We start from the raw sequence: 24920 nt of genomic DNA, 5'->3' as shown, positions 1-24920 counted from the left end.
GGTTCATACGTTTTGTCACTTACAGGCAGAGAAAAGCGGAAAGGTGGTCAGTTTTCGGACAAGGCGATGAATTTACATGCGTTGACCACTTCCCCTGGCCGTTAGCGATGTTATGATGGCGGCAATTTTTCTCTCTTTGCTTACGATTCGTTGAGAACCCGAAAATGTTAAAAAAACTCTTCTTTCCGTTGGTAGCACTCTTTATGCTCGCTGGCTGCGCGACTCCGCCGACGACCATTGACGTTTCACCAAAAATTACCCTGCCTCAGCAGGATCCAAGCCTGATGGGCGTCACGGTCAGCATTAATGGCGCCGATCAGCGTCAGGACCAGGCGCTGGCGAAAGTGACTCGCGACAACCAGCAGGTCACGCTGACCGCCTCCCGCGACCTGCGCTTCCTGTTGCAGGAAGTGCTGGAGAAACAGATGACCTCCCGTGGCTACATGATTGGCCCAAGCGGCGCGGTTGATCTGCAAATCATCGTGAACAACCTGTACGCTGACGTCTCCCAGGGTAACGTTCGCTACAACATTGCGACCAAAGCCGATATCGCCATCATTGCTACCGCGAAGAACGGCAATAAAATGAACAAAAACTACCGTGCAAGCTATTCCGTTGAAGGCGCATTCCAGGCCTCCAACAAAAATATCGCTGACGCGGTTAACAGTGTGCTGACTGATACCATTGCCGACATGGCACAGGACACCAGCATTCACGACTTCATCAAGCAGAACGCCCGTTAATCCTGCTGACTGACCCGGTGCTTCACCGGGTCAGTTCATAAGAACATGTCCAGTCACTACTTACGCATTTTCCAGCAACCGAAATCAGCTATTCTGCTGATCCTTGGTTTCGCCTCCGGTTTACCCCTTGCGCTCACCTCCGGCACGTTACAGGCGTGGATGACGGTTGAGAACATCGATCTTAAAACCATTGGTTTCTTCTCGCTCGTCGGCCAGGCTTACGTCTTTAAGTTCCTGTGGTCGCCGGTGATGGATCGCTATACCCCACCGTTCCTCGGGCGCCGTCGCGGCTGGTTAGTGATGACGCAGGTGCTGCTGTTGCTGGCCATTGCCGCAATGGGTTTCCTTGAGCCGTCAACACAGCTGCGCTGGATGGCCGCGCTTGCGGTGGTCATCGCCTTCTGCTCCGCTTCGCAGGACATTGTTTTTGACGCCTGGAAGACGGACGTCCTGCCAGCAGAAGAGCGTGGCGCCGGTGCGGCAATTAGCGTGCTTGGCTACCGCCTGGGTATGCTGGTTTCCGGCGGGCTGGCCCTCTGGCTTGCCGACCGCTATCTCGGCTGGCAGGGAATGTACTGGCTGATGGCCGCTCTGCTGATCCCCTGCATTATTGCCACGCTATTCGCGCCTGAACCGAGCGATGTGATTCCGGTCCCCCGCTCGCTGGAGCAGGCCGTCGCCGCACCGCTCCGCGACTTCTTTGGTCGCAATAATGCCTGGCTGATCCTGCTGCTGATTGTCCTTTATAAGCTTGGCGACGCTTTCGCCATGAGTCTGACCACCACCTTCCTGATCCGCGGCGTCGGGTTTGATGCGGGCGAAGTCGGCGTGGTGAACAAAACCCTGGGACTGTTTGCCACGATCGTCGGCGCGCTGTACGGCGGCGTATTGATGCAGCGCCTGTCGCTGTTCCGCGCTCTGCTGATCTTCGGCATCCTTCAGGGCGCATCGAATGCCGGTTACTGGCTGCTGTCGATCACCGACAAGCATATGATCAGCATGGCGACGGCGGTATTCTTTGAAAACCTGTGTGGCGGTATGGGCACTGCGGCATTTGTCGCCCTGCTGATGACGCTGTGCAATAAGTCATTTTCCGCCACCCAATTTGCGCTACTGTCTGCCCTTTCTGCCGTCGGGCGCGTATACGTTGGCCCCGTCGCGGGCTGGTTTGTTGAAGCTCACGGCTGGCCGACGTTTTATCTCTTCTCGGTGGTGGCGGCGGTGCCGGGGATTTTATTGCTGCTGGTCTGTCGCCAGACGCTGGAATATACCCAGCGGACGGAACACTTCATGCCGCGCACGGAATATCAGGCTGCCTATCGGTTTGCCCTGCGTCTGCTGATGGCTGGTTGTCTTGCGCTGGTAGTGTGGCTCGCGGTACTCATCTTGAATGCGACGACCACCTTGTCGCTTCCGTTTGAAACCCAGCTGCTTGATGCAGGGGTGTTACTCGCTATCGTGGGTATCCTGACCGGTGGGATGCTGGATTTCATGTCATTGCGGAAAACGCAGATGACATGAAGTAAAAAGCGAAAGGTTATTTCCCGTTGTAATAACGACACGAAATTATAACGGCGAAATAACCGCCATCGGCAAAAAAAATATTTGTTGTTTTGTGCGGGATAGCATTCGGAAATTATTGGAGCTTATTTCGCTACGCTATTTTCCGTTAAACGATTCAGCATTCGAAAGATTGAATTTTCGTTTTTTAGTTGTCTTTTTATTGATAATTAATTGTTAATTATTTGTGTATTTTTCACAATGGTTATACCAATTGTCCCTTTTGCGGTATGCTGGGGCACCCTTTCGTTATAACGCCCGCTCCGTGCGGCTTCCCCCGGAAAACGCGACATAATTTGCAACACTTGTGACATGTGCGGCAGAACCCGGTAACACCTTCCTGACACAGGGCTAATGATGTTTACAGTAATGTAACCTTCCCGTAAAATGCCCCCACACTTTAAACGCCACCAGACTCCCGTGGAATTGAGGTCGTTAAATGAGACTCAGGAAATACAATAAAAGTTTGGGATGGTTGTCATTATTCGCAGGCACTGTATTACTCAGTGGCTGCGATTCTGCACTACTAGACCCCAAAGGACAGATTGGACTGGAACAACGTTCATTGATACTGACGGCTTTTGGCCTGATGTTGATTGTGGTTATTCCTGCCATCTTGATGGCTGTTGGTTTCGCCTGGAAGTATCGTGCGAGCAATAAAGATGCGAAGTATAGCCCTAACTGGTCACACTCCAATAAAGTGGAAGCTGTGGTCTGGACGGTACCTATTCTGATCATCCTGTTCCTTGCTGTACTGACCTGGAAAACCACTCACGCACTTGAGCCGAGCAAACCGCTGGTTCACGATGAAAAACCTATTACCATTGAAGTGGTCTCCATGGACTGGAAATGGTTCTTCATCTATCCAGAACAGGGCATTGCTACCGTGAATGAAATCGCCTTCCCGGCGAACACTCCGGTTCAGTTCAAAGTGACCTCCAACTCCGTAATGAACTCCTTCTTCATCCCACGTCTGGGCAGCCAGATTTACGCGATGGCCGGTATGCAGACTAACCTGCACCTGATCGCGAATGAAGCAGGCACCTACGACGGTATCTCCGCCAGCTATAGTGGCCCGGGCTTCTCGGGTATGAAGTTCAAAGCTATCGCTACGCCAGACCGCGCGACTTTCGACCAGTGGGTTGCAAAAGCGAAGCAGTCTCCAAACACCATGTCTGACATGGCGGCGTTCGAAAAAGTGGCTGCACCTAGCGAATACAACAAGGTGGAGTACTTCTCTAACGTGAAACCGAATCTGTTCAAAGACGTTATTGGCAAATTTATGGATCACGGCATGAGCATGGACATGACCCAGCCTGAAGGCGAGCACAACACGCACCAGGGTATGGAAGGCATGGACATGAGCCACGCGGAAACCGCTCACTAAGGGGCCGAGGAAGAAAATGTTCGGAAAATTGACACTGGATGCAGTGCCCTACCATGAACCGATTATTATGGTTACGGTGGCTGCAATTATCATTGGTGGCGCGGCCTTAGTTGGCCTGATCACTTACTTCGGTAAGTGGAGCTACCTGTGGAATGAGTGGCTGACTTCGGTTGACCACAAAAAACTCGGTATCATGTACTGCATCGTCGGTATCGTCATGTTAATTCGTGGCTTTGCGGATGCAATCATGATGCGTAGCCAGCAGGCGCTTGCGTCTGCGGGCGAAGCCGGCTTCCTGCCACCGCACCACTACGATCAGATCTTTACCGCCCACGGCGTTATCATGATCTTCTTCGTGGCGATGCCGCTGGTAATCGGTCTGATGAACGTGGTCGTTCCGCTGCAAATCGGCGCGCGCGACGTTGCGTTCCCGTTCCTGAACAACCTGAGCTTCTGGTTCACGGTTGTCGGCGTTATCCTGGTTAACCTGTCACTGGGTGTGGGCGAATTTGCTCAGACTGGCTGGCTGGCCTACCCGCCGCTGTCGGGAATTGAGTACAGTCCGGGCGTGGGCGTTGACTACTGGATTTGGGCGCTTCAGCTCTCCGGTGTCGGTACCACCCTGACCGGTATTAACTTCTTCGTGACCATCCTGAAGATGCGTGCACCAGGTATGACGATGTTCAAGATGCCAGTATTTACCTGGGCATCTCTGTGCGCCAACGTCCTGATTATCGCGTCGTTCCCAATTCTGACCGTCACCATCGCGCTGCTGACCCTGGATCGCTATCTGGGTACCCATTTCTTCACGAATGATATGGGTGGCAACATGATGATGTACATCAACCTGATTTGGGCCTGGGGTCACCCGGAAGTGTACATCCTGGTTCTGCCGGTGTTCGGTGTGTTCTCCGAAATCGCGGCAACCTTCTCGCGTAAACGCCTGTTTGGTTACACCTCTCTGGTGTGGGCAACCGTATGTATTACCGTCCTGTCGTTCATCGTCTGGCTGCACCACTTCTTCACCATGGGTGCGGGTGCCAACGTAAACGCCTTCTTCGGTATTACCACCATGATTATCGCGATCCCGACCGGGGTTAAGATCTTCAACTGGCTGTTCACCATGTACCAGGGTCGTATCGTGTTCCACTCAGCTATGCTGTGGACCATCGGCTTCATCGTGACCTTCTCCGTAGGTGGGATGACCGGCGTACTGCTGGCGGTACCAGGTGCTGACTTCGTTCTGCACAACAGTCTGTTCCTGATTGCGCACTTCCATAACGTTATCATCGGTGGCGTGGTCTTCGGCTGCTTCGCTGGTGTGACCTACTGGTGGCCAAAAGCGTTCGGTTTCACCCTGAACGAAAAATGGGGTAAACGCGCGTTCTGGTTCTGGATCATCGGCTTCTTCGTGGCGTTTATGCCGCTGTACGTGCTGGGCTTCATGGGGATGACCCGTCGTCTGAGCCAGCAGATCGATCCGCAGTTCCACCCAATGCTGATGGTTGCAGCGGGCGGCGCAGCGCTGATTGCCTGCGGTATTCTGTGCCAGCTGATTCAGTACTACGTGTCTATCCGTGACCGTAACCTGAACCGCGACCTGACCGGTGACCCATGGGGTGGCCGTACGCTGGAGTGGGCGACCTCTTCTCCGCCTCCGTTCTATAACTTTGCCGTAGTGCCGCACATTCACGAGCGTGATGCATTCTGGGAAATGAAAGAAAAAGGTGAAGCGTACAAGCAACCTGAGCATTACGAAGAGATCCATATGCCGAAAAACAGCGCCGCGGGCATGGTTATTGCCGCTTTCGCAACGGTATTTGGTTTCGCAATGATCTGGCACATCTGGTGGATGGCGATTGTTGGCTTCGCTGGCATCGTAATCAGCTGGATTGTGAAGAGCTTTGACGAGGACGTGGACTACTACGTACCAGTCCGTGAAGTTGAAAAGCTGGAAAACCAGCATTTTGACGAGATTTCTAAAGCGGGGCTGAAAAATGGCAACTGATACTCTGGCGCACTCAACTGCCCACGCGCATGAACATGCGCACCATGATACAGGACCGACGAAAGTCTTCGGTTTCTGGATCTACCTGATGAGCGACTGCATCCTGTTCTGCTGTCTGTTCGCAACCTATGCCGTTCTGGTGAACGGCACAGCGGGCGGCCCGACCGGTAAGGACATCTTTGAACTGCCGTTCGTTCTGGTTGAAACCGCACTGCTGTTATTCAGCTCCATCACCTACGGCATGTCGGCTATCGCCATGTACAAAAACAACAAGAGCCAGGTTGTCTCCTGGCTGGCGTTGACCTGGCTGTTTGGTGCTGGCTTTATCGGGATGGAAATCTATGAATTCCATCACCTGATCATGGAAGGTTTCGGCCCGGATCGTAGCGGCTTCCTGTCAGCGTTCTTCGCGCTGGTAGGCACCCACGGTCTGCACGTGACCTCGGGTCTGATCTGGATGGCGGTGCTGATGTTCCAGATCTCCCGTCGCGGCCTGACCAGTACTAACCGTACCCGTATTATGTGCCTGAGCCTGTTCTGGCACTTCCTGGACGTGGTATGGATCTGTGTGTTCTCTGTTGTCTATCTGATGGGGGCGATGTAATGAGTCATTCTAACGATCATGGCGCTTCCCACGGCAGCGTAAAAACCTACATGACAGGTTTCATCCTGTCGATCATTCTGACGGTGATCCCGTTCTGGATGGTGATGAACGGTTCTGCATCTAAGCCGGTTATCCTGGGCGCAATCCTGGTGACCGCGGTGATTCAGATTCTGGTGCATCTGGTTTGCTTCCTGCACATGAACACCAAGTCCGATGAAGGCTGGAACATGACGGCCTTTATCTTTACCGTGATTATCATCGCTATCCTGGTAGTCGGTTCCATCTGGATTATGTGGAACCTTAACTACAACATGATGGTTCACTAAGAGCGGCGAGTATGTTTAAGCAATACCTGCAAGTCACGAAACCAGGCATCATCTTTGGCAACCTGATCTCCGTAATCGGAGGGTTCCTGCTGGCCTCTAAAGGCAGCATTGATTACACCCTCTTTATTTACACGCTGATCGGTGTGTCACTGGTGGTTGCGTCCGGTTGTGTATTTAACAACTACATCGACATGGATATCGACAAGAAGATGGAAAGGACCAAAAATCGGGTGCTGGTTAAAGGCCTGATTGCTCCTTCCGTCTCGCTGGTGTACGCCACCTTGCTGGGTATTGCTGGCTTTATGCTGCTGTGGTTTGGTGCTAACCCGCTGGCCTGCTGGCTGGGGGTGATGGGGTTCGTGGTGTATGTGGGCGTCTACAGCCTGTATATGAAACGTCACTCCGTCTACGGCACGCTGATTGGTTCTCTCTCCGGCGCGGCGCCGCCGGTGATTGGCTACTGCGCCGTCACGAACGAGTTCGACAGCGGTGCGCTGATCCTGCTGGCTATCTTTAGCTTGTGGCAGATGCCGCACTCCTACGCCATCGCGATTTTCCGCTTTAAGGATTATCAGGCGGCGAACATTCCGGTTCTGCCGGTCGTGAAAGGCATTTCGGTTGCCAAGAACCACATCACGCTCTACATCATCGCTTTTGCCGTAGCAACGCTGATGCTCTCTCTGGGCGGTTACGCCGGATATAAATATCTGGTGGTAGCAGCTGCGGTGAGCGTATGGTGGCTCGGCATGGCCCTGCGCGGTTACAAAGTGGAAGATGACAAGGTCTGGGCACGCAAGCTGTTTGTGTTCTCGATTGTCGCCATCACCTCCCTGTCCGTGATGATGTCCGTAGACTTCATGGTGCCAGATTCACAACACCTGCTGACTTACGTCTGGTAAGAAGACTGATGTAAAAACGCCGGGTTTAGCCCGGCGTTTTTTATTGGTACGGCGTAACCCCTTTCTTTAACAGTATATTGCCGTATTTCGCGGTCTCGCCCGTCACCACGATGGCGTACGCTTTCTGTGCCCGCGCATAAAACGCATAACGGTCAATACGCGTAATCCCCTCCCCTTCCGCCTCACCAAAGAGTGCGTTGCGATAGCGCGCTTCGACCTGGATATCGAGCGTATCCCCGTCGACAGGGGCCATCATCACCAGCGGTGGCGCATAGCTGTCGAGTTCAAACAGCGGTATCACCGCGGCCAGCAAATCGCTGATGAGCAGGCCATCTGCGCGGATCGTCTTTGGCCCCAGGCTATGCGCGGGAAAGTGAGCATCTGCAAAAATAATCTCGTCACCATGACCCATTTCTGCCAGCGTTTTCAGCAGCTCGGGTGAAATCAGAGGGGATATCGTTTTAAGCACAAGGTTGCTCCTCAGGATAGAAATAACGGTAACGATAGTGGACCCGATCGCGAGCAGCCTCAGCGCTGGCCGTTTCTCCGACGCCCCACCATCCGTACAAAGACGCCCCCAGCACGGTCGTATCAGCCTCTTCAAGAACCTTCACCGGGATCCCAAGCGCATTGGACTTGAGCTGATTCCACAGCATATTGCGGCTACCTCCCCCCACCAGCAGGAGTTCACGCGCCTTAAATTGCGCGATCGCCTCCAGCGCCAGGCATTTTTCTTGCAGATGCACCGTGAGTCCTTCCAGGGCTGCGCGGTAAAAATGGGCTGGCGTTGTGGTGAGCGTAACGCCCTGCCAGCCGGCGAGTGGAGAATCGAGCAGTTGGGTATTCATCGTGACGCCATCCGCGCCGTTCGGAATTGCCGCCGCCTGAGCCAGAATAGTGTCCCAGTCGGTACCAGGCGACCAGAACAGCGCGCGGATCCACTCCAGTACGCCAGACGCCAGATATTGCATTCCCGGATTATAGAGCCCCGTCCGGCTATCCAGTTCGCAGGTTGCGCCCGGGTATTGCCCCAGCAAAGCGGTATCAACCTGCGTGGTGCGCGCCATTAAAATCTCCCAGGTACCCGAAGAGAGAACTGGCTCATTAATTCCCGCCCCGGCGCCAAAAAGGGCAAACTGCGTGTCGTGCCCGGCGGAGATCACCGGCACACCGCAAGGCAATCCGAGCCTGGATGCAGCGTCGGGCCGCAATTCACCAATCCTTTCTCCGGGGGAAACCAGCGGCGGGAAAAGGGAATGAGGCACGCCGATCTTGCTTAAGATCGTTTCACTGAAGCGCTGCTGATGCAGATCGAACATCTGACTGGTACCGGCCATCGTGAGATCGGTCGTCATCTTTCCGGTCAGGCGATGGTTGATTAGCGAGGAGATAAAAAGCCAGGCGTGAGCACGCTGTAACAGATCGGGATGGTTGTCCTGAAGCCAGCCTAGCTTATACAACGTGTTAAAACTAAACTGCCCAACGCCGGTGATCTGCTGTAGTTCTGCCGGGGAGCATGAACGGGCAACCGCTTCCATCACCGGCACGGTTCGCGGGCACTTCCAGCTGATGATCGGGTAAAGCAGTTCTCCCCGCTCATCTACCAGTGCGCCATCCACGCCAAAGGTCGTCACACTCATTCCGCACAGGTTATGCTCGCTCAGCGCTGCGCTGATTTTCTGACAACAGACGGCAAACCGTTGCATGATGGCGTCGAGCGACCACTGGTGCCAGGCCGGATTTTCAGCGGCGCTTTCGCTTTCGTTCGCCACCGCGGCGCGCGCCACAATATTCCCTTCGGGATCCAGCGCAATGGCGCGCACGTTCGTCGCGCCACAATCGAGAACCAGAAAACATTTTTTCATCGCGGTCCCCACAGGCTGCCAGCCCGCCGGAGCAGGCTGGCAGGCCGGATTAATGTTTGTATAACGGTCCGTAATTTTCACAGGCGCGGTAATCCTGCCCTTCCGGATCCATACCGTGAGCGCCCCAGGCCGTCGGCCGATAAATCAGCGCCTCCGGTACGTTATGCATGCATACAGGGATGCGCAGCATGGACGCCAGGGTGATGAAATCAGCGCCGACGTGCCCGACGGTTAATACCCCGTGGTTAGCGCCCCAGTTCGCCATCACTGAATAGACGTCGCTGAACGGGCCTTTACCGGTCAGGCGTGGGGCAAACCAGGTGGTGGGCCAGGTTGAATCGGTGCGCTTATTCAGAATGTCATGTACGTGTTCCGGCAGCTCAACACTCCAGCCTTCCGCTATCTGTAATACCGGACCCACACCCTTGATGAGGTTTACGCGGGTCATGGTAAATGGCACGCCACCCCGGGTGAGGAAGTTTGATGAGAAACCGCCCCCGCGGAAGTATTCATGCACCGCCGGACACCAGTGGGTTGCGGCCAGGCACGCGCTGGCTTCCTGCTCAGTAATGTCCCAGTGTGGTTTCAGGGTCGGTTTCCCCTCGGCGTCTTTCTGCTCCGCTGTACCGTCCAGCGCCGCCGAGCCGGAGTTGATCAGATGAATAATGCCGTGCTCAGCCCGTCCAGTGAGCTTCTGGCCTGTAACACGCTCAACCGACTCCGGCGACCAGTAGGTGCGTACATCAGCAAAAATCTGCGCGGTGCCGGTCATCAGATGCCCAAACAGCATCGCTACCCCGTTAAGGCTGTCATTTTCCGTCGCCACTACCAACGGCTGGCGAATACCGTTCCAGTCGAAAGAGCTGTTCAGCAGCGCCTCTGCGGTATCACCATTTGGATACTGATCCGTCCAGTGGCGCTGCCCCTGGAAACCGGACGCAATGGCGTTATAGCCCAGCGATTCCTCCACGCGGCCCATCGCAGCGAGTTTAGGGTTGCCCTGCATCATGTCGCGGATGCACATCGCCATTAGCAGGCTCTCCCGCAGGATCGCGGCATTTTCCTGTTCATTGCGACGATACTGCTCTGCGTTTTTATCCTCGCCGAAACGGAAATGTGCCTTCGCCCAGCTCAGGGCCAGCTCAAGTTCTTGCTCGTCGTAAATCTTATGATCGATGCGGCGACGCAGTTCGGTCATATCCACCGCCTGCACCTTCATCCCCAGCCAGGATTCAAAGAAGTTGTGATCGACAATCGAGCCCGCGATCCCCATTGAGACACCGCCCACCGACAGATAACTTTTCCCCTTCATGCTGGCGACCGCCAGGCCCGCCCGGGCGAAGCGCAACAATTTTTCCTCAACGTCTGCCGGGATGGTCTCGTCGCCCGCATCCTGTACATCGTGGCCGTAAATGGAAAACGCCGGGATCCCTTTCTGGTTATGCGCTGCCAGCGCCGCTGCGAGGTATACCGCCCCCGGACGCTCGGTGCCATTAAAGCCCCAGATCGCTTTCGGGCGCAGCGGATCCATATCAATGGTTTCACTCCCGTAACACCAGCAGGGGGTGATGGTGATCGTCAGACCAACGTGGCACGTGCTGAACTTCTCTTCGCAAGCGGCGGATTCCGCCATTCCGGCAATGCAGCTGTCGGCAATTACGCACTCTACGGGCGTACCGCAGGGGTGGCGTAATTTTTCACTGAGTAGCGCCGCCGTGGCTTTCGCCATGTTCATGGTCTGCTCTTCCAGAGACTCGCGTACGCCCATTCGGCGGCCATCAATAACAGGTCGAATGCCAATCCGGGGTAACGCTTTTATCGTTTTCATAGCCCTTCCTCACGTTGGTTAACCTATCCGTCTCAGGGGCATAGCCGTGAAAAAGCGCCCGGGCAGCACCGTGAACGGAAAGCGGTGAAATTTGCTAACTCGAATTAGCTTAGGGTTCTCACTAAAAATGAGACAAGATAAATGTGCAGGATCTGTGAGCAGTTTCACGATGAGAGGTCAAAATTCGATCAGTGTCAGGTATTACGATTCAGCAAAATCTAAACATATCGTTTGAATTCAATTAAATAACAAAATACCTTTGCACGACGTCACAATTTGAATACAAATGATTTGGCTAAATTATGACCCTAAAATAGCTTTTAAGGACGAAAGCTAAGTCGAGTTAGCTTAATAACTAAATCACTGTGGCTTGTGATTCATTGCCTTTCCAACACAGGAATTTTGCAATGTCAGAGACTCTTATTCAGATGACGCGCATCACCAAACGCTTTCCCGGCGTGCTGGCGCTGAATCAGGTTGATTTCGATTTACGCCGCGGCGAAGTTCATGCCCTGTTAGGTGAAAACGGTGCCGGCAAATCGACGCTGATGAAAATATTATCCGGTGTTTACCAACCCGATTCCGGTGAAATTCGCTTTGAAGGGCAATCCGTATCATTCAGCGATCCGCTAAGTGCTCAGCACGCAGGTATTACGATTATCCATCAGGAATTTAATCTCTTTCCCGATTTAACCGTGGAAGAGAATATCTTTATTGGCCGTGAATTCTGCAAAAATAGTCGCTGGCAGTTAGATAAACGCGCCCAGCGACAGGCGGTTGAGAAAATACTGCACACGCTGAATTTAAAAATCGCCCCGGACGCCCGCGTCAGTGAATTAACCGTAGCCCAGCAGCAGATGGTGGAAATTGCCAAAGCGATTTCGGTCAATGCCAAAGTGCTAATCATGGATGAACCCACCGCCGCGCTGACCGAAAGTGAAATCGAGAGTTTGTTTGACGTCACGCGGATGCTCAAGGCTCAGGGCACGGGGATAGTCTACATCTCGCACCGTCTGGAAGAATTGGCGCTGATCGCCGATCGCGCGACCGTCATGCGCGACGGACAATACATCGCCACCGTAGATTATGAAACGGTTCAGATCGGCGAGCTTATCGCCATGATGGTTGGCCGCAATCTCGATAACATCTACCCAAAACGCCCGCCGCCTCAGCGCAGAGAAAAAGTGCTGGAGGTGAATGGCCTGACGCGAAATGGTGTACTGCACGACATCAACTTTACCCTCTGGCGCGGTGAGATCCTCGGCCTCGCTGGCTTAATGGGCGCAGGCCGAACGGAACTGGGCCGGGCCCTGTTTGGCGCCGATGCGATCGACGCCGGTACCCTGACGCTGAACGGCACCCCCACACGGATTAAAGACGTGGCTGACGCCATTGAGAAAGGCATCAGCTATTTAACAGAAGACCGCAAAAAAGAGGGACTCGCCCTCGGCCTTTCCGTTGAGATGAACATTATGCTCGGCAATTACCCGGACTACGCCGGCGCCGCGGGTAATGTCGATGAAAAACGCTGCCGGGAGTCCAGTCAGAAACTGGTGGATGCGCTGCGAATAAAAACGCCGCATCTGGAACAGGCGGCACTGAATTTAAGCGGCGGTAATCAACAGAAGATCATTATTGCCCGCTGGGTCTGTAAAGATACCGATATTTTAATTTTTGATGAGCCAACCCGGGGAATTGATGTTGGCGCCAAGCTGGAAATTTATGAACTAATGAACCGCCTTGTCGCTAAAGGTAAATCGATCATCATGATTTCATCCGAACTGCCGGAAGTATTAGGAATGTGCGACCGCATACTTGTGATGCGCAGCGGCCACATTGCCGGCGAAATAGAGGCTGAGCACGCCACCCAGGAAAAAATCATGCAATACGCCACGCTGGAGGATTAATCATGTCCGTTACCGTTCCATCGCCGCAAAGCGGAAGTCATACGATGAAAATAAATAAAGCGCTCCTGATGCGTCTGGCGCCTCTTTTTAGCCTGGTATTGCTGGTTCTGTTTTTCAGCTTCAGCTCACCGTTCTTCTTTAATACTGAAAATATCATGACTATCGCCTTGCAAACGGCGGTGATTGGCATCATGGCCATTGGCGTAACCTTTGTGATTATTACCGCCGGGATCGACCTGTCGCTCGGATCGGTGGTGGCGTTCTCAGGGGTTGCGGTGGGCATCGCCGCCGGGTTTGGTATGCCGCTGCCGGTCTGTATTCTGGCAGGCGTGCTCGCCGGCGGGCTTTGCGGCTATGTGAACGCGTTTCTGGTCACCAAAATGACCATACCACCGTTTATTGCCACCCTCGGCTTAATGATGTCGGTACGCGGCATCAATATGGTGATGACCGATGGCCGCGCGATTTATTTTTCTGACTACCCGCAGTTCAAGCTGCTAGCGCAGGGTCGCCTGTTCGACGTCCTGCCTTACCCGGTGTTCTACCTGGTCATCGTGGCACTGATCGCCATGTGGATCCTGAAGAAAACGGTGATGGGCCGCTATATCTACGCTGTCGGCAGCAATGAAACGGCGGCACATCTTTCCGGGATTAAAGTCCAGCGAGTGAAAATTTTCGTTTACGCCTTATGCGGCCTGTTAACCGGCGTGGCCGGGGTGATCCTCGCCTCTCGTCTCAATTCAGGCCAGCCAACCGTAGGCGTGGGTTATGAGCTGGAAGCCATTGCGGCGGTAGTGATCGGCGGTACCAGTCTGATGGGCGGCGTGGGCACGATTGGCGGCACCATCATAGGCGCGTTCATTATGAGCGTGCTGAAAAACGGCCTCAATCTCATGGGCGTGTCCCAGTTCTGGCAGATGGTGGCGATGGGCGTGGTCGTCGTTGCCGCCGTCTACCTGGACACGTTACGTAAAAGAATGCGTTAGGTTCTCGATACAACAAGCCCTGCCAACCCTACAACGGAGCAAAATAATGAAAACCAGCCATATCCTGAGCGCCCTGTCGCTCGTTGCCATCCTGTCCAGCAGCGCGCTGGCAAAAGATTTAAACCTGCCGGTAGTCAGTAAAGGTTACCAGCACGAATTCTGGCAGACGGTCAAAATGGGGACGGAAGCTGCCGCAAAAGAGTTGGGTGACAAAACCAGCTACGTTGGCCCTGCCGATGAAACGCAAATCGCCGAGCAGATCCAGTTAGTCGAAAACACCATGGCACAAAAGCCAAACGGCCTGTTGCTGGCCGCGCTTGATGCAAACGCCCTTGCCCCGCTGGTCGAAACCGCCAACAGCCGGGGGATCAAAGTGGTGACCTTCGACTCGGGCGTGAACTCCGATATCCCGGCCAGCTTTGTCGCCACCAATAACCGTAAGGCGGGCGCACAGGCTGCGGATGCGCTGGCGGAGCAGGTAGGCCAGCAGGGGAAAGTGGGTATTATCGCCCACGTAGCCGGAACGACGTCCGCCATTGAGCGCTCTGAAGGATTCAGCGAGCGAATGAAAGAGAAGTACCCGAATATTCAGGTACTGCCGGTGCAATATAGCGATGGCGACCCGCAAAAGGCGATGGATAAAACCATTGATATGGTTCAGGCCAACCCGGATATCGCCGGTATTTATGCCACCAACGAAGGCTCAACCCTGGGCGTTGCGAACGCTATCGACAGCCAGAATCTGAAGGGCAAAGTGAAAGTCATCGGTTTTGACAGCACCGAAGCCATCATTAACTTCCTCAAAAACGGCGTGATTCAGGGCTTCGTGGTGCAGGACGCGTACCAGATTGGTTATCAGGGCATAAAGGCGCTGAACGCGGTAATTTCCGGACAGACGGTGGCTAAAGAAATTGATATTCCAGTGAAATATGTCAATGCGCAGAATATCAACACCCCTGAAATTGATAAACTGTTACATCCGTTTGGTAAAAAATAAGGAAGTTTATGATGAGTGACGGCTATTTCCTCGGGGTCGATGTGGGTTCAGCCAGCGTTCGTGCTGGGCTTTACTCTGCGCAAGGCGAGCGTTTGAGCTTCGCGACCCGTCCGATTTCGCAGTTTCACGCCAGCAACGCGCGCGTGGAACAGTCCTCCGCGGAGATCTGGCAGCAGGTTTGCGCGGTGGTGCGGGAAGCCGTCGACTCCTCTGGGATCTCACCCGACGCCATTCGTTCGATTGGCTTCGACGCCACGTGCTCGCTGGTCGCGCTGGATGCTGAGGGTAACGGCCTGAGCGTGTCCCCCGACAGTCCGGCATCGCAGGACATCATTATGTGGATGGATCATCGTGCTCACGAAGAAACTGTTCGCATCAATGCCACACGCGATCCTGCCCTGTGCTACGTGGGCGGCGAGGTGAGTATTGAAATGGAACTGCCAAAACTGCTGTGGTTGCAGCGACATCATCCTGAAACATGGAATCAGGCCTGGCGCTTTTTCGACCTTGCCGATTTTCTTGTCTGGAAAGCGACGGGCCAGGACGCCGCCAGCCTGTGCACCCTCACCTGCAAATGGAACTACCTTGCGCATGAGGCGCAGTTCAGCGAATCGCTGCTCAGGGAGGTGGGGCTGGAGACCTTACTGACAAAAATTCCCGATACTATTCTGGACGTCGCTGAATGCGTCGGGAAACTCAGCCCACAGGCAGCGCAAGCTCTGGGGTTGCCCGAAGAGGTGGTTGTGGCAAGCGGCATGATCGATGCCCACGCGGGTGGCGTGGCGCTGACGGGCTCACACCCGGAGGGCACGCTGGCGCTCATCAGCGGAACCTCGAACTGCCATATGCTTGCCAGTCAGACGGAGATCCATACGCCCGGCGTTTGGGGGCCTTACTGGAGCGTCATGCTGCCGGGCTACTGGCTGACGGAAGGCGGGCAAAGTGCTGCCGGGGCGCTGGTCGACTGGACGTTGCGCGAGCACGGAGCCAGCGCAGACCTGTTTGCAAAAGCAGAAGCGGCGCAACGCCATCCGGTGGCGCTGCTCAACGACTGGGTAGCCGCGCTTGAACAGGAAGAAAAATATCCCACCCGCAACCTGCACATTCTGGCCGATCACCACGGCAACCGCTCGCCGCGTTCGCGTCCGGATGCGCGGGGCAGCGTGGTTGGTCTGACATTAGAAACCGGTGAACGTGCGCTGGCGAGGCTCTATCTGGCCACGCTACAGGCCATAGCCTATGGCACACGACATATTATGGATACCCTGAAACATCACGGGCACACCTTGTCGCGCATTGTCATTTGTGGAGGAGCCACCCATAACCGGCTCTGGCTGCGGGAGTATGCCGATGCCACGGGCTGCGATATTCATCTCTTAGCCGAAGAAGATGCCGTCACTCTCGGCGCGGCCATTTGCGGCGCTGTGGCGAGCGGTGCATGGGCAACGCTCACCGATGCCACCCGGGAAATGGTCAAAGCCGGCGACATCATCACCCGTCGGCCGGAAACCGCGGCTTTCCACAGGCAAAAATATGAGGCGTACCTGATGCTGTGGACCCAGCAGCAGGCGCTTAATCTCCTGATGCAACAGGAAATGTAATGGCAGGATGCGTATGCTTTATCAGCAGTTTTTTACGTACGTTAAGGATTGAGGCGTAGCGATGGCCAAAACAGTTGAACAGATAGCGAAGGATCTGAATTTATCCGTCACCACCGTGCGGCTGGTACTGAGCGGGAAAGCCGAACAGTATCGGATCAGCGTGAAAACACAGTCCCGAATTAATGAACACGTCGAGCGCTTCGGCTATACCCTCAACCATTCGGCGCGCAGTCTTAAGCTAAACAAAACCGAGACGCTGGGACTCATCGTGCCCAACATCTCGAACGTGTTCTTTGCAACGCTCGCCGAGAAACTCGAACTGCGCTGCCGCCGTTCGGGCTACCAGCTGATGATCAGCTGTACTTACAACGATGTGGATTACGAAAATAAGCTGGTCAAAGCCCTGATGGCGCGCAACGTGGACGGCTTGTTTATCGTTCCCTCGACGCTGGAAAACCAGCAGCATCATTTGCGGCAGATCCAAAAACCACTGGTGCTCCTCGACCGGGATTTTGGCTTTACTGACAACGCGCTGGTTGAGAGTCATAACGAGGCCGGGGGGGATGAACTGGCCCGCAACATGCTGGCAGAGAGAAAAACGCCGCTCTGGTTCCTTGTGGGCGATACCGCACTGCCCAGTATTACGGACCGTCTGAACGGCTACTTACAGGCCCTGAAAACAGCCGGTATTCACCATCGCGAGTGGGTCATCGAAGGGCCGGACAATACGCCGGAGGGCGGATATGCCCTGATGGATTCGCTTATCGACAGCCAGGGTGTTCCGCAGGCGTTTATCGCCTCATCGTTACCCGTTCTGGAAGGGGCAATTGAAGCCCTGCGGACGCGTACCGGCACCGTGCCCCAACACATCAATATCGGCACCTTCGATGAGCACCCCATGCTGGGGTTCCTGCCTAACAGCGTCTGGTCCATGCAGCAGGATGAAGATACCTGGGCGGAAAAAGCGTTTGAACTGATGCAGCGAGCCATCGACGGCGAAGCGGTTAACGAGACGGCGAAAGTCGATATGAAGCTGGTCAAACGTTCCCGCCAGTAAAAATAAAACTGTACCCGGAGAATAAAAAATGGAACGAGCCCGATTAGCCAGAGACATTATCGACACCTGCCTTGAGATGACCCGCATGGGGTTAAATCAGGGCACCGCCGGCAATATCAGCGTTCGCTATCGCGACGGCATGCTGATTACGCCGACCGGAATTCCCTACGAGCATCTGACCGAAGAGAGTATCGTCTATGTAGATGCACAGGGGCGACACGAAGAAGATAAACTGCCCTCCAGCGAATGGCGTTTTCATCAGGTTGTGTATCAGACCCGCCCGGATGCTAACGCCGTCGTCCATAACCATGCGGTTAACTGTACCGCCGTCTCGATACTCAACCGCCCCATTCCTGCTATTCACTATATGATTGCCGCCGCCGGGGGAAACTCCATTCCCTGCGCCCCTTACGCGACCTTCGGGACGCGCGCGCTGTCAGAGCATGTCGCGGTCGCATTACGCGATCGCAAAGCGACGCTCTTACAGCACCACGGCCTGATAACCTGCGAAGAAAATCTTGAAAAGGCACTGTGGCTGGCGCAGGAGGTAGAGGTGCTGGCAAAACTCTACCTGGCCACGCTGGCGATAGTAGATCCCGTTCCTGTACTCAGTGACGATGAAATTGCCATTGTTCTTGAGAAATTCAAAAGCTACGGATTGCGCGTCGAGGCGTAATTTTTTATCCGGGGGTGCTTTTATCACACCCTCGTAATATCTCTTAAACAAACACCTATTTACCGCACTTATCACCCCGCCTAAACTATGGCCTGCTTTTTGGTAGAGGTGGTAATGAACGATTATAAAATGACGCCAGGCGAACTGCGTGCGACCTGGGGTTTAGGGACTGTTTTCTCGCTGCGGATGCTTGGCATGTTTATGGTCCTGCCCGTTCTGACCACATATGGCATGGCGTTACAGGGTGCCAGCGAAGCGCTGATTGGTCTGGCGATTGGTATCTACGGCCTGGCGCAGGCGATATTCCAGATCCCCTTTGGCCTGCTCTCCGACCGCGTAGGTCGCAAACCGCTGATTGTCGGCGGGCTGCTGGTGTTTGTACTTGGCAGCATCATCGCCGCCCTCTCCCACTCCATCTGGGGAATTATTCTTGGGCGCGCCCTGCAAGGTTCCGGGGCGATTGCCGCCGCCGTGATGGCGCTGCTGTCAGACTTAACCCGCGAGCAAAACCGCACCAAAGCCATGGCGTTTATCGGCGTCAGCTTCGGCGTCACGTTTGCCATTGCCATGGTGCTGGGGCCTGTCATCACTCATGCGCTCGGCCTGCACGCCCTGTTCTGGATGATTGCGGTGCTGGCGACCATTGGGATCGCACTCACGCTGTGGGTTGTGCCTGACAGTAAAAACCACGTCCTCAACCGTGAATCCGGGATGGTGAAAGGCTGCTTCAGCAAAGTCATCGCCGAGCCGCGCCTGCTTAAGCTGAACTTCGGCATTATGTGCCTGCACATTCTGCTGATGTCCACCTTCGTCGCCCTGCCCGGTCAACTTGCCGCAGCCGGTTTCCCGGCGGCAGAGCACTGGAAAATTTATCTGGTCACAATGCTGATCTCGTTTGTCTCCGTTGTGCCCTTCATTATTTACGCCGAAGTGAAGCGCAAAATGAAACGCGTCTTCATGGGCTGCGTGGCGTTATTGCTGATTGCCGAGATTGTGCTGTGGGGCGCTGGCCCGCATTTCTGGGAACTGATCGCCGGCGTACAGCTGTTCTTCCTGGCGTTTAATCTGATGGAAGCCCTGCTGCCGTCGCTTATCAGCAAAGAGTCTCCGGCAGGATACAAAGGCACCGCGATGGGCATTTACTCCACCAGCCAGTTTCTCGGCGTGGCGATCGGCGGGTCGCTCGGCGGCTGGGTGGACGGTCTGTTTGACTCCCAGACCGTTTTCCTCGCCGGTGCGCTGCTGGCGATGCTCTGGCTGTTTGTTGCCAGCTCCATGAAAGAGCCGCGCTATGTAAGTAGCCTGCGGGTAGAAATTCCCGATGACGTGGCAATCGGTGACGCGTTAAAACAGCGTCTGGAAGCGACAGAGGGCGTGAGCGAAGTGCTGATTGTCCCGGAAGAGCGCAGTGCGTATGTCAAAATTGACAGCAAAGTGACTAACCGCTTTGAGGTGGAGCAGGCGCTGAAGGCCTGAAAAAATGCCCGGTTTAGCCGGGCATGATTGTCTTAATCGCGGAAGTTTTTAAACTGGAATGGCTGACCGAGATCGCCGCCACGCACCAGCGCCATCACGGATTGCAGGTCATCACGGGATTTTCCGGTCACGCGGATCTCTTCACCCTGGATCTGCGCCTGCACTTTGAGCTTACTGTCTTTGATAAGCTTAACGATTTTTTTCTGTACCGCGCTCTCAATCCCCTGCTTCAGCTTCGCTTCCACAAACCAGGTTTTGCCGCTGTGAACAAAATCTTCCGGTACATCGAGTGAGGTCCCTTCAATGCCGCGCTTGAGCAGCTTGGCGCGCAGGATATCCAGCAACTGGTTGACCTGGAAATCAGACTCGCTCAGGACTTTGATCGTCTTGTTCGCGTCGTTCAGTTCAATGGTCGCCTCAACGCCACGAAAATCGAAACGTGACTCAACCTCACGGACAGCATTTTCTACGCCGTTACGCGCTTCCTGCAAATCAACTTCAGAAACAATATCGAAAGATGGCATCTTTTCTTCTCCCTTCATTTTTGTTGCGTTGCATAATACCCGCAACGAGGCATAACGAGAAGCTTAGCTGATGGCGCTATACTTAGCGTCATAGCACCTGGCGCCGTTGCAGGTGAGGAGGAACGATGAAAGTAACAGTGCTTGGATGCGGAGCCCTTGGCCAACTCTGGCTTACAGCGCTATGCAAACAGGGACACGACGTTCAGGGCTGGCTGCGAATTCCCCAGCCCTATTGCAGTGTGAACGTAATTGGTACAGACGGTTCAATTTTCAACGAGTCTTTGACGGCAAACGATCCGGAATTTCTTGCCACCAGCGATTTGCTGCTGGTCACGCTGAAGGCCTGGCAGGTCTCCGATGCGGTGAAAAGCCTGGCCGCCCAGTTACCTGAAAGCACGCCAATCCTGCTGATTCACAACGGTATGGGTACCATTGAAGAGCTAAAATCTGTCCGGCAACCGCTGCTGATGGGGACAACCACCCACGCGGCACGTCGCGACGGTAACGTCATTATCAATGTTGCCAGTGGTATCACCCATATCGGTCCTGCGCGTGAACAGACCGGCGATTACAGCTATCTTGCGGATACCCTGCAAAGCACGCTGCCTGACGTCGCCTGGCACAATAACATTCGCGCGGAACTGTGGCGCAAACTGGCGGTCAACTGCGCGATCAATCCGCTGACCGCCCTGCTGGATTGCCCTAACGGTGAGCTGCGCAAGCATCCCGATCGGGTAGCGCTGATTTGCCGGGAAGTTGCCGCCGTCATTGAACGCGAAGGCTACCACACCTCAGAGTCCGATTTACGTTATTATGTCGACCAGGTCATTGAGAGTACGGCAGAAAATATCTCCTCAATGTTGCAGGATATCCGGGCTATGCGGCATACCGAAATTGATTACATTACCGGTTATCTGTTAAAACGCGCCCGGGCACACGGTATTACCGTTGCGGAAAACAGCCGTCTGTTTGAGTTAGTAAAACGAAAGGAGAGTGAGTATGAGCGCATCGGCACTGGTATGCCTCGCCCCTGGTAGCGAAGAGACAGAAGCGGTCACCACCATTGATTTGATGGTGCGTGGTGGTATTAAGGTTACTACCGCCAGCGTCGCCAGCGACGGAAGTCTGGCGATTACCTGCTCGCGTGGGGTGAAGATCCTGGCGGATGCACCGCTTGTACAGGTGGCGGACGGTGATTACGACATGATCGTTTTGCCGGGTGGGCTGAAGGGTGCAGAGTGTTTCCGCGACAGCCCGCTGCTGGTTGAAACCGTTCGTCAGTTTCATCTTTCCGGGCGTATCGTCGCGGCAATCTGTGCGGCCGCAGGTACGGTGCTGGTTCCGCACGACATTTTCCCCATCGGGAATATGACCGGCTTTCCTGGCCTGAAGGACACTATTCCGCAAGACCAGTGGGTGGATAAGCGCGTGGTCTGGGATCCACGCGTTAACCTGCTCACCAGCCAGGGGCCGGGCACCGCCATTGATTTTGGCCTGAAGATTATTGACCTGCTGGTCGGGCGCGAGAAGGCCTACGAAGTGGCTTCGTCGCTGGTGATGGCGGCGGGTATTTATAATTACTATGAAGAGTAGTGCATAAAAAAAGCCGGGTGGCGGCTACGCCTTACCCGGCCTACAAATGCACGGTACCGTAGGCCCGGTAAGCGAAGCGCCACCGGGCGAGAAACTACGGGCGATACACCTTCACGTTCGCAAAGCCCTGCTCACGCAGATACAGCGCCTGCAAACGGCTCATGACCCCACGTTCGCACCACAGCAGATACGTTTTGCTCTGGTCGAGATCGCCAAACTGGGTGCTCAGCTTGTAGAACGGCAGCGAAACCACCTCGACGCCTTCCACCTGCAACGGCTTGTCATCCTGCTCATCAACAGAACGGATATCCAGAATCGTATCGTTAGCACCGAAGCCGCTGACCGTCTCCACCTCAACCACTTCCTGCTCGGTCTGCTGAGCGATCTCACGGATATCGATGTTGGACGCTTCCGCCACCACTTTTTCCAGGATGCTGAAATCGAAGTTCTCTTCTTCCGCTTCGATCTTCGCCTTCACCGCTTTGATGGTTGGACTTTTTGAGATCACACCGCAATATTCCGGCATGGTGCGGGCAAAATCTTCAGTACCTATTTTACGCGCCAGATCGATGATGTGCTCTTTATCGTGAGAGATCAGCGGACGCAGGATCAGCGTATCAGACACGTTATCGATAAGACGCAGGTTAGTCAGCGTCTGGCTGGAGACCTGCCCCAGCGCTTCACCGGTGACCAGCGCCTGCACGCCGTAGCGCTCAGCCACTTTGGACGCCGCACGCACCATCATACGCTTCAGCACCACGCCCATCTGGCCGTCGTCCACTTTTTCGAGGATTTCGCCGACCACCGGCTCAAAGTTGATCGCCACAAAACGCACGCGGTGAGAGCTGCCGAAGCGGTTCCACAGGTAATGCGCCACCTGACGTACGCCGATTTCATGCGCCGCGCCGCCCAGGTTAAAGAAGCAGTAGTGCACGCGGCAGCCGCGACGCATCAGCATATAGCTGGACACGCCGGAGTCGAAACCACCGGAGATCAGCGACAGCACATCTTCCTGAGTGCCGATAGGGAAACCGCCAATACCTTCGTAACGGCCCTTGACCAGCAGCAGGCGATCGTTTTCGATCTCAAGATTAACGGTGACGTCCGGGTTAGTCAGGCGCACGCGCGCCGTTTCAACGTGCTGGTTCAGACCACCACCGACGTAGCGCTCAACCTCAATAGAGCTAAACTCATGCTTACCCCGGCGCTTCACGCGCACGCAGAACGTTTTCCCTTCGATCTGGTCGCGGTACTGCACCAACGCCTTTTCGAAGATATCGTGCATATCGGTGAAGGGAACGTCTTCCACTTCCAGAATATGGTGAATACCCGGGATACGGGTCAGCGCGTCGCGAATATCAAGACGTTTGTTTTCGTCTTTCGCGCGGACTTCTACGTGGTCCCAGTGACGCACCACGGCGAGCGTTTCGTCGTAGTGTTTTAATACGTTACGAATGTTCCCGGTGAGAATTTTAATAAAGCGCAAACGCACGGATTGGCTTTTGATGGTGATTTCAGGGAACAATTTAATGATAAACTTCATGGCGGCAATGTTTCTTAGGCAAGCTTATAAAGGCTTGTAGTGGAAAATGATACAGCAGCCCACACCCGTGGCTGCATCCAGGCGCGCAAGTATACCACCATCGCGCCACTCGCGTTATTTGATAATTGCCCCGAGTCCGTTACCATGTCAGGGCGAAAAATTTAAGAGTCAATTCACTATGCCGAAGAAAAACGACGCACCGGCCAGTTTCGAAACTGCGCTGAGTGAACTGGAGCAGATCGTTACCCGTCTTGAGAGTGGCGATCTCCCGCTGGAAGACGCGCTCAACGAATTTGAACGCGGCGTGCAGCTCGCGCGCCAGGGGCAGGTAAAACTCCAGCAGGCCGAGCAGCGTGTGCAGATCCTGCTTTCCGACAGCGAAGACGCTAAAACCACGCCATTCACACCGGACGCCGAGTAAATGGATTTTTCCAACGCGCTTCAGGCGCGCGTTATCCGCGCCAACGATGCGCTGCGCCGATTCATTGGGCCGCAGCCTTTTCAGAACACTCCACTGGTTGAAGCCATGCACTATGGCGCACTCTTGGGGGGTAAACGCCTGCGTCCGTTCCTGGTGTATGCCACGGGCAATATGTTCGGTATCAGCGATAACACGCTGGACGCCCCGGCAGCCGCCGTGGAGTGTATCCACGCCTATTCGCTGATCCACGATGATTTGCCGGCCATGGACGATGACGATCTGCGTCGCGGTCAGCCAACCTGCCATATCAAATTTGGCGAAGCGAATGCCATTCTGGCGGGGGATGCGCTGCAAACCCTGGCCTTCTCCATTCTGAGCGATGCGCCGATGGTTGAGGTGAGCGATCGCGATCGTCTGGCAATGGTGTCCGAACTGGCAATGGCCAGCGGCGTCGCCGGGATGTGCGGCGGCCAGGCGCTGGATTTGGAGGCTGAAGGTCGTCAGGTTACTCTGGAACAGCTGGAGCGCATCCACCGTCACAAAACGGGCGCACTGATTCGTGCAGCCGTTCGCCTGGGCGCGTTGAGCGCGGGTGAACGCGGGCGTAAAGCCCTGCCGATTCTGGACAGATACGCAGAAAGTATCGGTCTGGCATTCCAGGTTCAGGATGACATTCTGGATGTGGTGGGCGATACTGCAACATTGGGAAAACGTCAGGGTGCGGATCAGCAGCTTGGCAAAAGTACCTACCCCGCCCTGTTGGGCCTTGAGCATGCCCAACGTAAAGCCCGGGATCTGATAGACGATGCCCGCCGGTCGCTGAATGAGCTGGCCGCGCAATCGCTGGATACCTCGGCACTGGAAGCGCTAGCGGACTACATAATCCAGCGTGATAAATAAACTATAAATCTCGATGAGC

The 24920-nt window shown here is 54.8% G+C and carries 23 protein-coding genes; 18 read left to right on the top strand and 5 right to left on the bottom strand.

What is annotated here, in order from left to right:
- Window positions 1-164 precede the first annotated feature (164 nt).
- The 7 genes from ACOTWU_RS13250 (at window position 165) to cyoE (ending at window position 7527) form a co-directional block, all read left to right on the top strand.
- On the top strand, window positions 165-743 hold the full coding sequence (locus ACOTWU_RS13250; RefSeq protein WP_003859052.1) for a lipoprotein: 579 nt from the start codon (window positions 165-167) through the stop codon (window positions 741-743).
- A 45-nt stretch (window positions 744-788) separates the two neighbouring features.
- Window positions 789-2264: a muropeptide MFS transporter AmpG gene (gene ampG / locus ACOTWU_RS13245; RefSeq protein ID WP_045347526.1), complete on the top strand. Its 1476-nt coding sequence runs from the start codon at window positions 789-791 to the stop codon at window positions 2262-2264.
- Between the two features lie 478 nt (window positions 2265-2742).
- Window positions 2743-3690, top strand: a complete 948-nt coding sequence (gene cyoA / locus ACOTWU_RS13240) for a cytochrome o ubiquinol oxidase subunit II (RefSeq protein ID WP_006809886.1) — start codon at window positions 2743-2745, stop codon at window positions 3688-3690.
- A gap of 16 nt (window positions 3691-3706) precedes the next feature.
- The gene (gene cyoB / locus ACOTWU_RS13235; RefSeq protein WP_017383189.1) at window positions 3707-5698 is read left to right on the top strand and encodes a cytochrome o ubiquinol oxidase subunit I; all 1992 of its coding nucleotides are present in this window, start codon (window positions 3707-3709) and stop codon (window positions 5696-5698) included.
- A complete protein-coding gene (locus tag ACOTWU_RS13230; protein ID WP_017694411.1) occupies window positions 5688-6302 on the top strand; it encodes a cytochrome o ubiquinol oxidase subunit III in 615 nt (204 codons plus the stop codon). Before cyoB ends, ACOTWU_RS13230 begins: the two co-directional genes overlap by 11 nt.
- On the top strand, window positions 6302-6628 hold the full coding sequence (locus tag ACOTWU_RS13225; protein ID WP_006809888.1) for a cytochrome o ubiquinol oxidase subunit IV: 327 nt from the start codon (window positions 6302-6304) through the stop codon (window positions 6626-6628). Before ACOTWU_RS13230 ends, ACOTWU_RS13225 begins: the two co-directional genes overlap by 1 nt.
- 11 nt (window positions 6629-6639) lie before the next feature.
- Entirely contained in the window at window positions 6640-7527 is an 888-nt protein-coding gene (gene cyoE / locus ACOTWU_RS13220; protein WP_126499176.1) for a heme o synthase, read from the top strand.
- A gap of 40 nt (window positions 7528-7567) precedes the next feature.
- Here the strand turns inward: cyoE and fucU are convergent, their stop codons facing one another.
- The 3 genes from fucU to fucI are packed head-to-tail and all read right to left on the bottom strand — an operon-like array spanning window position 7568 to window position 11220.
- Window positions 7568-7996, bottom strand: a complete 429-nt coding sequence (gene fucU / locus ACOTWU_RS13215; protein WP_022647241.1) for an L-fucose mutarotase — start codon at window positions 7994-7996, stop codon at window positions 7568-7570.
- Entirely contained in the window at window positions 7989-9392 is a 1404-nt protein-coding gene (gene fucK / locus ACOTWU_RS13210; RefSeq protein ID WP_206513928.1) for an L-fuculokinase, read from the bottom strand. Before fucK ends, fucU begins: the two co-directional genes overlap by 8 nt.
- Before the next feature lie 49 nt (window positions 9393-9441).
- Window positions 9442-11220, bottom strand: coding sequence for an L-fucose isomerase (gene fucI, locus ACOTWU_RS13205; protein WP_045327588.1), 1779 nt, complete (start codon window positions 11218-11220; stop codon window positions 9442-9444).
- Between the two features lie 407 nt (window positions 11221-11627).
- Between fucI and ACOTWU_RS13200 the strand changes: the two genes are divergently transcribed.
- From ACOTWU_RS13200 to ACOTWU_RS13170, 7 genes are all read left to right on the top strand, one after another.
- On the top strand, window positions 11628-13127 hold the full coding sequence (locus ACOTWU_RS13200; protein ID WP_077580001.1) for a sugar ABC transporter ATP-binding protein: 1500 nt from the start codon (window positions 11628-11630) through the stop codon (window positions 13125-13127).
- Window positions 13128-13129: 2 nt separating this feature from the next.
- Entirely contained in the window at window positions 13130-14113 is a 984-nt protein-coding gene (locus ACOTWU_RS13195) for an ABC transporter permease (RefSeq protein WP_017383183.1), read from the top strand.
- A 46-nt stretch (window positions 14114-14159) separates the two neighbouring features.
- Window positions 14160-15110, top strand: coding sequence for an ABC transporter substrate-binding protein (locus ACOTWU_RS13190; RefSeq protein WP_126499179.1), 951 nt, complete (start codon window positions 14160-14162; stop codon window positions 15108-15110).
- An 11-nt stretch (window positions 15111-15121) separates the two neighbouring features.
- Window positions 15122-16711 carry an FGGY-family carbohydrate kinase gene (locus ACOTWU_RS13185; RefSeq protein WP_058689258.1) on the top strand — a complete coding sequence of 530 codons (1590 nt, stop codon included), beginning with the start codon at window positions 15122-15124 and terminating at the stop codon, window positions 16709-16711.
- A gap of 61 nt (window positions 16712-16772) precedes the next feature.
- Window positions 16773-17768 carry a LacI family DNA-binding transcriptional regulator gene (locus ACOTWU_RS13180; RefSeq protein WP_015571284.1) on the top strand — a complete coding sequence of 332 codons (996 nt, stop codon included), beginning with the start codon at window positions 16773-16775 and terminating at the stop codon, window positions 17766-17768.
- A gap of 28 nt (window positions 17769-17796) precedes the next feature.
- Window positions 17797-18444, top strand: coding sequence for an L-fuculose-phosphate aldolase (fucA, locus tag ACOTWU_RS13175; protein WP_017383181.1), 648 nt, complete (start codon window positions 17797-17799; stop codon window positions 18442-18444).
- 114 nt (window positions 18445-18558) lie between these two features.
- A complete protein-coding gene (locus ACOTWU_RS13170; protein WP_045344600.1) occupies window positions 18559-19920 on the top strand; it encodes an MFS transporter in 1362 nt (453 codons plus the stop codon).
- A 32-nt stretch (window positions 19921-19952) separates the two neighbouring features.
- Here ACOTWU_RS13170 and ACOTWU_RS13165 read toward each other — a convergent pair whose 3' ends face one another.
- Window positions 19953-20444 (bottom strand): YajQ family cyclic di-GMP-binding protein, encoded by a 492-nt coding sequence (locus ACOTWU_RS13165; RefSeq protein ID WP_017383179.1) that lies wholly within the window; start codon window positions 20442-20444, stop codon window positions 19953-19955.
- Between the two features lie 125 nt (window positions 20445-20569).
- Here ACOTWU_RS13165 and panE point away from each other — a divergent pair, with 125 nt between their 5' ends.
- Window positions 20570-21481 carry a 2-dehydropantoate 2-reductase gene (gene panE, locus ACOTWU_RS13160; protein ID WP_252049335.1) on the top strand — a complete coding sequence of 304 codons (912 nt, stop codon included), beginning with the start codon at window positions 20570-20572 and terminating at the stop codon, window positions 21479-21481.
- The gene (gene yajL / locus ACOTWU_RS13155) at window positions 21444-22037 is read left to right on the top strand and encodes a protein deglycase YajL (protein ID WP_126499180.1); all 594 of its coding nucleotides are present in this window, start codon (window positions 21444-21446) and stop codon (window positions 22035-22037) included. The genes panE and yajL overlap by 38 nt, the downstream gene beginning before the upstream one ends.
- 94 nt (window positions 22038-22131) lie before the next feature.
- Here the strand turns inward: yajL and thiI are convergent, their stop codons facing one another.
- Window positions 22132-23580 (bottom strand): tRNA uracil 4-sulfurtransferase ThiI, encoded by a 1449-nt coding sequence (gene thiI, locus ACOTWU_RS13150; RefSeq protein WP_006809903.1) that lies wholly within the window; start codon window positions 23578-23580, stop codon window positions 22132-22134.
- Between the two features lie 178 nt (window positions 23581-23758).
- Here thiI and xseB point away from each other — a divergent pair, with 178 nt between their 5' ends.
- On the top strand, window positions 23759-24001 hold the full coding sequence (gene xseB / locus ACOTWU_RS13145) for an exodeoxyribonuclease VII small subunit (RefSeq protein WP_003859094.1): 243 nt from the start codon (window positions 23759-23761) through the stop codon (window positions 23999-24001).
- Window positions 24002-24901 (top strand): (2E,6E)-farnesyl diphosphate synthase, encoded by a 900-nt coding sequence (gene ispA / locus ACOTWU_RS13140; RefSeq protein ID WP_126499181.1) that lies wholly within the window; start codon window positions 24002-24004, stop codon window positions 24899-24901.
- Window positions 24902-24920 lie beyond the last annotated feature (19 nt).

It is taken from the genome of Enterobacter cloacae complex sp. GYL001, from assembly GCF_049237125.1.
GTDB lineage: Bacteria > Pseudomonadota > Gammaproteobacteria > Enterobacterales > Enterobacteriaceae > Enterobacter > Enterobacter hormaechei_C.
Note: the sequence above shows the minus strand (reverse complement) of the source record. Positions and strands in the feature narration are given on the sequence as shown.

What these genes read in the sequence shown, in the direction of transcription:
- ACOTWU_RS13250 (WP_003859052.1), top strand. Translation starts at nt 165, where the DNA reads ATGTTAAAAAAACTCTTCTTTCCGTTGGTAGCACTCTTTATGCTCGCT.
- ampG (WP_045347526.1), top strand. Translation starts at nt 789, where the DNA reads ATGTCCAGTCACTACTTACGCATTTTCCAGCAACCGAAATCAGCTATT.
- cyoA (WP_006809886.1), top strand. Translation starts at nt 2,743, where the DNA reads ATGAGACTCAGGAAATACAATAAAAGTTTGGGATGGTTGTCATTATTC.
- cyoB (WP_017383189.1), top strand. Translation starts at nt 3,707, where the DNA reads ATGTTCGGAAAATTGACACTGGATGCAGTGCCCTACCATGAACCGATT.
- ACOTWU_RS13230 (WP_017694411.1), top strand. Translation starts at nt 5,688, where the DNA reads ATGGCAACTGATACTCTGGCGCACTCAACTGCCCACGCGCATGAACAT.
- ACOTWU_RS13225 (WP_006809888.1), top strand. Translation starts at nt 6,302, where the DNA reads ATGAGTCATTCTAACGATCATGGCGCTTCCCACGGCAGCGTAAAAACC.
- cyoE (WP_126499176.1), top strand. Translation starts at nt 6,640, where the DNA reads ATGTTTAAGCAATACCTGCAAGTCACGAAACCAGGCATCATCTTTGGC.
- fucK (WP_206513928.1), bottom strand. Translation starts at nt 9,392, where the DNA reads ATGAAAAAATGTTTTCTGGTTCTCGATTGTGGCGCGACGAACGTGCGC.
- fucI (WP_045327588.1), bottom strand. Translation starts at nt 11,220, where the DNA reads ATGAAAACGATAAAAGCGTTACCCCGGATTGGCATTCGACCTGTTATT.
- ACOTWU_RS13200 (WP_077580001.1), top strand. Translation starts at nt 11,628, where the DNA reads ATGTCAGAGACTCTTATTCAGATGACGCGCATCACCAAACGCTTTCCC.
- ACOTWU_RS13195 (WP_017383183.1), top strand. Translation starts at nt 13,130, where the DNA reads ATGTCCGTTACCGTTCCATCGCCGCAAAGCGGAAGTCATACGATGAAA.
- ACOTWU_RS13190 (WP_126499179.1), top strand. Translation starts at nt 14,160, where the DNA reads ATGAAAACCAGCCATATCCTGAGCGCCCTGTCGCTCGTTGCCATCCTG.
- ACOTWU_RS13185 (WP_058689258.1), top strand. Translation starts at nt 15,122, where the DNA reads ATGAGTGACGGCTATTTCCTCGGGGTCGATGTGGGTTCAGCCAGCGTT.
- ACOTWU_RS13180 (WP_015571284.1), top strand. Translation starts at nt 16,773, where the DNA reads ATGGCCAAAACAGTTGAACAGATAGCGAAGGATCTGAATTTATCCGTC.
- fucA (WP_017383181.1), top strand. Translation starts at nt 17,797, where the DNA reads ATGGAACGAGCCCGATTAGCCAGAGACATTATCGACACCTGCCTTGAG.
- ACOTWU_RS13170 (WP_045344600.1), top strand. Translation starts at nt 18,559, where the DNA reads ATGAACGATTATAAAATGACGCCAGGCGAACTGCGTGCGACCTGGGGT.
- ACOTWU_RS13165 (WP_017383179.1), bottom strand. Translation starts at nt 20,444, where the DNA reads ATGCCATCTTTCGATATTGTTTCTGAAGTTGATTTGCAGGAAGCGCGT.
- panE (WP_252049335.1), top strand. Translation starts at nt 20,570, where the DNA reads ATGAAAGTAACAGTGCTTGGATGCGGAGCCCTTGGCCAACTCTGGCTT.
- yajL (WP_126499180.1), top strand. Translation starts at nt 21,444, where the DNA reads ATGAGCGCATCGGCACTGGTATGCCTCGCCCCTGGTAGCGAAGAGACA.
- thiI (WP_006809903.1), bottom strand. Translation starts at nt 23,580, where the DNA reads ATGAAGTTTATCATTAAATTGTTCCCTGAAATCACCATCAAAAGCCAA.
- xseB (WP_003859094.1), top strand. Translation starts at nt 23,759, where the DNA reads ATGCCGAAGAAAAACGACGCACCGGCCAGTTTCGAAACTGCGCTGAGT.
- ispA (WP_126499181.1), top strand. Translation starts at nt 24,002, where the DNA reads ATGGATTTTTCCAACGCGCTTCAGGCGCGCGTTATCCGCGCCAACGAT.